Here is a 6340-nt window from a genome sequence, read left to right as displayed (position 1 = left end):
TCTCCGCGATCGTTTCCGCCTCGATCGCCTGACCCGTTGGTCCGTGCGGGTGGAGCGCGGGCGCCGCGCGGGCGCGGCGGCGATCGCGCTCGCCATGCTCGGACTCCACGCGCGCGACCGCCGGTCGCGCCCCGCCCACGGGGGAGCCTGACCATGCCCGACACCCTGCGCGCCGTGCTCACAGCCGCCGCCCTCACGCTCGCGCTGAGCGCCTGTGGCGGCGAGGACCCCGGCCCCGCCGACAAGGCCGGGCCGCCCACCACGGCCACGCCCCGGCCCGCCTCCTCTCCCCCGTCCGCGCCCCCGTCCGCGGCCGCGACCGACAGCGCGGGCATCCCCCTCGAAGGTGTGGCCCGCTGCGAGGGCCTGAACATGCTGTACGAGGTCGTCGTCGACGACGGGCCCGCCGCGGCCCGAGGCGAGGCCGGGCGCGGCAAGCTGCTGGCGTTGAACAACACCGAGGGGCCGTGCCTGCTCGACGGTTTCCCTACCCTCACCGCCGAAGCCGGCACCGTGACGCTCACCTCCACGCCGCTCGGCGCGCGGGCCGAGCCGATGGTGCTGAAGGCGGGCAAGGAGGCCGTCGCCGTGCTGCGCCACCGCGCCGCGGAGGCGGGCGCCTCCCCCTCGGCCCGCCCGGTCTGCACCGAGGCCCGTACCGTACGGGTGACCCTGGCCGGGGCCCGTACGACGCACCCGGCGAAGGTGGTCGACTCCGGCAACCGGCCGGCCGCGCTCGCGTTCTGCGGCGGCTCCCTGGCGACGGACCACTTCCGTCTCTTCATGGGCTGAGGCGCGGCCTCGTTCAGGGGCCGGCCGGCTCGACCTCCAGGAAGCGGCGGCCGCGCGGGCCCCGGTAGAGCAGCGCCTCCCAGCCCAGCTCCGCCAGGGCCCGGGCGCAGCCGGTCAGTTCACGCTCCTCCGCTCCCTGGGCGCCGCTGCCCGGCGGCCCCAGCCACTCCACCACGGCGGTGCCGGGGCGGTCGCCCGCCCGCACCTTGTACCCCGTCGCCACCCGGCGGCCGTCGGTGTCGACGGCCGAGGGACTGATCCCGGCCGCTTCGAGGGCGAGCGCCACGGCCCGTACCGGACGGGCCAGTTCCCAGGCCGCCGGGGCCGTCCGGGGATCGCCGCCCGAGGTGCGGGTGAGCCGTCGGATCTGTATCAGTCCCTCGGCGGCCACCCGTACGTCGGCCGCGCGCCGTTCGGCCGAGCCGGGCGGGGTGAGGGGGCCGTCGCCGGTGGCGGGCTCGAAGGTCCCGCCACCGTCCGGAACGGTGGTCACAGCAGCCGCCGGATGTCGCCGCGGACGCGGTAGAAGCCGCCGGACGCGGCGTGCAGCGCGTCGACCACGTACCGGGCACCCGGCTCCCGTATCGCGCGGGGGAACTGGACGTTCCAGGACGGCTCGTAGCCCTCCGAGACCACATGGACCCGCATCCGGCCGGCCTCCTGGACGCACTCCACGACGACCGCGCCGGCCGGGGCCGCCGTCACGGTGGTGACCGCCGTCGCCGCCGTCGCCGGGGCGTACGTGGGCGTGGCCGCGGCGAGCTTGACGTCCCGGGCGACCGGGACGGTGCCCTGCTGGGCGGCGGTGACCGCGGCCTCGCTCGCGTCGACGCACACCAGCGAGCCGTCCGTGGTGACCAGGTAGAGCCGCTCGTCGCGGTACTGCATGGACAGGGCGGAGCCGCCGCCCGTGGAGAGCTTCCACAGCCGGGTGCCGTCACGGTCGAAGCAGTAGACGGAGGAGGACGAGTCGCCGGCGAAGACGAACCGGCCGCCGGGCGAGGTGGCGCAGGAGTAGACGGCGCTGTCGCAGGGGTACGTCGCCTCGATGGCGCCGCTCGCCTTGGACAGCCGCTGGACGGTGTTGCGGGCCGTGCCCGCGTACACGGCGTCGTGCTCCTGCCAGCCGAAGAGCACCCCGCCGCGGGTGGCGGTGTGCCACAACTCGCCGCCGCCGTCGGGGGCGTAGGCGGTCACGCCGCTCTGGTGGCCGTGGTAGACGGCCCGGTCGTCGGCGCGGACCATCCAGGCGTGCTCGCCGCGGCTGCGCCGGGACCACTGGTGCTCGTCCTCGTGGTCGATGACGGTCAGGCGCCCGGCGCGGTCGGCGACGTTCAGCACTCCCTCGTGGATGTCGAGCCAGAAGATGTCGACGTCGGCGGCGATGTCGTACGCCGCGAACGGCAGCTTCGACGACAGGTCGTAGACCCGCCCGTCGTCACAGCCCGCGTAGATCCAGAAGTCGTCGGCGACCAGGCACTTGACACCGTCCGGCAGGTTGAAGCGGGCCAGCACCTCGCCTGCGTGGCTGAGGGTGTAGACGTCGCCGGACTGGTTGCCGACCCAGCAGCGGTCGTCGTCGACGTGGATGCCGAACGCGGCGGATCCCGTACGGAAGCGCCACAGCACCGGGGCGACGGCGCGGGCCGTGGAGGGGGCCGAGGAGACCTGGCGCCGGGTGACGGCGCGGGCGGCGCGGGCGCCGGGCACGGCCGGGGCGTAGCCCTTGCGGACCTTCTCGCCGACCTTCTTCGCCGCCGCGGCCTGCGCCTTCTGCACGGTCGGCAAGGTCGACGTCTGGGTCTGCCCGGAGGAGCCGATCCGGCCGTAACGGACCGACACCACCAGGCCCTGCACGGTCACTTCGTAGAACTTGTGCGCACCGCCGCCGTCCTCGGACAGTTCCAGATACGTCGTCGTCAAGGCAGACCCCTCCCAGGGCAGAACCGGAACGGACCTCACGGATCGGTCCGCGAGCCCCACACCGGAAACGTTAGGGGGGGCCACTGACAACGCCGTCGGACCGGCGTTCGAGCCGGGCCGCGGGCGGCGCCGCGAAGGCGAGGCGACGGTAGGTGCGCCGGAGCATCCGCCGGGCCATGAAGGGGTGGACGCGGCGGACGACGGCGAAGTAGAGCCTGCCGAGGCGGTTGTGTGTCTGCACGAGCGTGGTGAGGGTGACGGTGTCGCCCTGGATCAGGACCGAGGCGCGGAAGTCGAGATGGGCGGCGTCCTCGCCGAGCAGCAGTTCGTCCTGGCTGCTCCCCCGCACGGCGAAGGGCAGCACCTCGCGCCAGGCGAGCGGGTCGCGCGGCATGCCCGGCCTCAGGTCCAGCTGCCAGGCGTCCGTGAAGTCCGGCCGGGGGACGGCCTGATGGGCCAGGGCGGCGCCGGCCGGGGCCTCGACCGCCCGCGCGCGGTCGAAGACCAGCCGGTGCAGGGCGCGGGCTCGGCCGGTCCAACGGACGGGGCTCAGAGGTGCGGCGGGGGTGGCGGCCCGGGTGACGTTGTCGAAGAACTCCTCGACGAACAGGTCGTGGAGCGGGCCGATGAGCAGGTTCCAGACGAGCGAATCCTTGAGGCCCTGGTGTTGCTCGATGACGTGCCGGATCCGGCAGCGGCCCGGTTCCAGGGGTTCCACCTCCAGCCGGTGGTGGCCGCCTTCCTCGGGCGGGAAGTCGAAGCGGATGCTCCGGCCGGGCTCGTAGGCGCCCACCGTGTAGCGGACGAAGCCGTGTCCGCCGTCCGCGCCGACCGCCAGTGGGCGGTCGAAGAGGATCGGGGGCCAGACCGGGCTGGGGCTGAGCGGGTCGTCGGGTGCGGAGATCCGGTCGATCAGGGCGCCCACGGCCTCGGCCGGAGCGTCGACGACACGTTCGTGGACGTTGTGCAGCGTGCGCATGGCACACCTCCATACGGTGGCGTATGTTCCACCGTACGGTACCGTATGGAGTATGGCGCGAGCGAGAGCGGACCGGACGGAGCAGAAGGCACAGGGAGCGGCCGGGGGTCCGGCGCGGGCCTCGGGACGCAAGAAACTCACCGCGACCGACTGGGCCGACGCGGCCCTCGCCGCGATCGGCGAGCGCGGACTGGCCGCCGTCGCCGTGGAGCCGCTCGCCGCCCGGCTGGGCACCACCAAGGGCAGCTTCTACTGGCACTTCACCAACCGGGACGCGTTGGTCGAGGCGGCGCTCACCCGCTGGGAGGAGCTCTGCACGGAGGCGATCATCACCGCCACCGAGCGCGAGCCGGACGCCGAGAAGCGGCTGCGCCACCTCTTCGAGGAGGTGATCGCCGCCGCGGCCGACGACCCGCTGGAGATGTCCCTGCTGGCCACCGCCGACCACCCCCTGGTCGCCGCCGTCCTGCGGCGGGTGACGGAGCGCCGGATCGGCTACGTGGCCCACCTCTTCGAGGAGTACGGCTTCCCGCCCGCCGAGGCGCGCCGGCGCGGCCTCCTCGCGTACACCTGCTACCTCGGCCACACCCAGCTGGGCCACGCCGTCCCGGACGCGCTCCCGGCGGGGCAGGAGCTGGCGGCCTATCTGGAGTCGGTGATGACCAGGCTGCTGCGCCGCGACTAGTCGCCCGACCAGCCGCCCGCGCCCGGGCGGCCGCTGGTCACCGCGTAGTACTGGAGGTCCTGGACGTCGATCCGGTCGCGGACCTGGTGGCGGGCGGACGCCTCGGCGGTGACGGCGGTGCCACGCTCGACGGTGGCGGCGCTGAAGCCGCGGCGCAGCGGCAGCAGTCGCGGGTGGACGCCCGCCGGGGCGCGGTGGCTCGCCCGCTGGCCGCCGTTGAACGTGTGGACGGTCGCCGGCGCGGTGAGGAAGGTGAGCACCTCGACCGTGTCGCGGGGCTCGGCGCTGCCCGGCCGGGGCCTCATGGTGAGCCGCTGGGCGCCGGGGGCGGGCTTCGCCCCGGCGAACTGGGCGCGGGAGGTGAGGTAGACGGTGTCACGGACGATGCGCGGCCACTGTCCGGTCTTGAACCGGGTCAGGTAGTACGAGGACAGGTCGAGATAGGCGTGGCCGTGGCGGAGCGAGGGCGCGAAGTGGCTGCCCTCGGAGTAGTCGTTCCAGGTGGTGAGCTGGACCCAGTCGGCGCCGTCGTCGATGGCATGGCCCCAGCTGGCCCGGAGTGTCGCGGTATTGCCCGCTTCGTCGTAGATGCCTTGGTTGGGTCGGGCGTCCTGTACGGAGACGGGCTGCATCCAGATCTTGCCGAGCCGGTGGGCGAGCCGGATGTCGGCGGTGGCGCCGGACTGGCTGGTGTGGCTGCGGCTGCCCCACTCGGAGAAACCATGGCTCATCGGGGCGAACCGCTCGGCGTTGCCCGCGAGGTCGAGGAAGAGCGGTACGAAAGCGGTCCGGGTGGCGTGCCGCCGCTCCAGCGCCGAGAGCGTACGCGACCACCAGGCAGGGGTCTTGGCCTCGGCCTTGAACGGCGAGACGACGAGCCGGCCGTCGGGGAGGCGGTGCGCGGCGGGGTGCCGCCCCAGCTGGGCGAGGCGGGCGGCGAGCGTCGCCGGGTCGGCGCGCAGTGAGGTCATGTCCGGCATCAGCATGATGCGGAAGCCGGGGTCCTCGGCGTGGGCGGCGTCGAGCAGGAGGTTGACCCGCTCCCAGTTGCGCCCCGACAGGGAGAGGATGTCGACGGTGAAGCCGTCGAGTCCGGCGGCGCGGGCGGTGCGGACCTCCTGGCGGAGGTTGGCGAGCTCCCAGTTGCCGGATCGCGGGGCGACGGGCAGCGGCCGGTCGCGCAGCAGGCCGCCGTATCTCTGGTGCTTGCCCTTCTCGCCGTGACGGGTGAGGTAGTTGCGGGTGTAGTAGTCCTCGCGCGCGGGCCGGTTGTCCAGGGACAGCGGGTACGGCGTGAAGTAGTGCGCGAAGACCAGCCGGCCGGAGGCGCGCAGGGCGCGGGTGGAGGGCATGTCGAAGGGGAGCTCTGTGCCGGGCCTGCCCGTGGCGGGCGCCTTCCCGGTCGGCAGGGGCCGCTCGGCGGAGGGCGGTGCCTGGTTCCAGGCGGCCATGGAACTGCCGGCCCAGGCGCCGAGCGCCAGGACCCCCAGCAGCAGCGCGGGCAGGAGCCGGCGCGGTCCACGCGCGCGGTGACGGCGGCGCGGGCTGGACGGGCCTGCGGGCGTGTCCCCCATGGGTGTTCCTTCCGGGCGGCGGGCGCGCCGCCGCGCGCGTGGCCGGTGTCGTCGGTCTCGGGCAGTGCACCGGCGCGGTGGCCCGGCCGGGCGGAAGCACCGGCTGGATGCCCCCTGGCCTGCGGAACCGCGCGGGCGTGCCAGTTAGTAGAACCGATCCGGGGCGGCCGTTCAACACGCACCCCGGGGTGCCGGGTCCACGCGCGCGTACCGCTTGCCGGCGGTCCCGTGCGGTGACCGGCGCCCGAGCGGCGGGGCGGGCGTTCCGCATCGGGCCGCAACATCCGTGCTGGCGTACGACAGGGCGTCACCGCACAGCCGTACGGGCCGTTCGAACGCGGCGCGTGGAATGCGCCACATCCCTCACCGCCGCCGGCCGGGCGCCCC

At 74.5% G+C, this 6340-nt stretch carries 6 protein-coding genes; 2 read left to right on the top strand and 4 right to left on the bottom strand.

The genetic code is table 11. The features are described from left to right. Positions 1-153: 153 nt before the first annotated feature. Positions 154-792, top strand: coding sequence for a DUF4232 domain-containing protein (locus IEZ01_RS00755; RefSeq protein ID WP_189199277.1), 639 nt, complete (start codon positions 154-156; stop codon positions 790-792). 13 nt (positions 793-805) lie between these two features. Here IEZ01_RS00755 and IEZ01_RS00750 read toward each other — a convergent pair whose 3' ends face one another. The 3 genes from IEZ01_RS00750 to IEZ01_RS00740 all read right to left on the bottom strand — a co-directional run bounded on the left by IEZ01_RS00750 (position 806) and on the right by IEZ01_RS00740 (position 3694). Continuing rightward, the gene (locus tag IEZ01_RS00750; protein WP_019890769.1) at positions 806-1285 is read right to left on the bottom strand and encodes a hypothetical protein; all 480 of its coding nucleotides are present in this window, start codon (positions 1283-1285) and stop codon (positions 806-808) included. After that, positions 1282-2715: a WGR domain-containing protein gene (locus IEZ01_RS00745; protein WP_189199275.1), complete on the bottom strand. Its 1434-nt coding sequence runs from the start codon at positions 2713-2715 to the stop codon at positions 1282-1284. Before IEZ01_RS00745 ends, IEZ01_RS00750 begins: the two co-directional genes overlap by 4 nt. 70 nt (positions 2716-2785) lie before the next feature. Further along, positions 2786-3694, bottom strand: a complete 909-nt coding sequence (locus IEZ01_RS00740) for a DUF2867 domain-containing protein (protein WP_189199273.1) — start codon at positions 3692-3694, stop codon at positions 2786-2788. A gap of 52 nt (positions 3695-3746) precedes the next feature. On the opposite strand from IEZ01_RS00740, the gene IEZ01_RS00735 reads away from it, so the two are divergent. Then, positions 3747-4379 (top strand): TetR/AcrR family transcriptional regulator, encoded by a 633-nt coding sequence (locus IEZ01_RS00735; RefSeq protein WP_019890766.1) that lies wholly within the window; start codon positions 3747-3749, stop codon positions 4377-4379. Here IEZ01_RS00735 and IEZ01_RS00730 read toward each other — a convergent pair. After that, positions 4376-5953 (bottom strand): glycoside hydrolase family 71 protein, encoded by a 1578-nt coding sequence (locus IEZ01_RS00730; RefSeq protein ID WP_189199271.1) that lies wholly within the window; start codon positions 5951-5953, stop codon positions 4376-4378. The genes IEZ01_RS00735 and IEZ01_RS00730 overlap by 4 nt on opposite strands. Positions 5954-6340 lie beyond the last annotated feature (387 nt).

The sequence above is a fragment of the Streptomyces purpureus genome (assembly GCF_014648195.1).
Taxonomy (GTDB): domain Bacteria; phylum Actinomycetota; class Actinomycetes; order Streptomycetales; family Streptomycetaceae; genus Streptomyces; species Streptomyces purpureus.
The sequence above is the reverse complement of the archived record's forward strand: the minus strand, read 5'-3'. Positions and strand labels throughout refer to the sequence as shown.

What these genes read in the sequence shown, in the direction of transcription:
- IEZ01_RS00755 (WP_189199277.1), top strand. Translation starts at nt 154, where the DNA reads ATGCCCGACACCCTGCGCGCCGTGCTCACAGCCGCCGCCCTCACGCTC.
- IEZ01_RS00740 (WP_189199273.1), bottom strand. Translation starts at nt 3,694, where the DNA reads ATGCGCACGCTGCACAACGTCCACGAACGTGTCGTCGACGCTCCGGCC.
- IEZ01_RS00735 (WP_019890766.1), top strand. Translation starts at nt 3,747, where the DNA reads ATGGCGCGAGCGAGAGCGGACCGGACGGAGCAGAAGGCACAGGGAGCG.
- IEZ01_RS00730 (WP_189199271.1), bottom strand. Translation starts at nt 5,953, where the DNA reads ATGGGGGACACGCCCGCAGGCCCGTCCAGCCCGCGCCGCCGTCACCGC.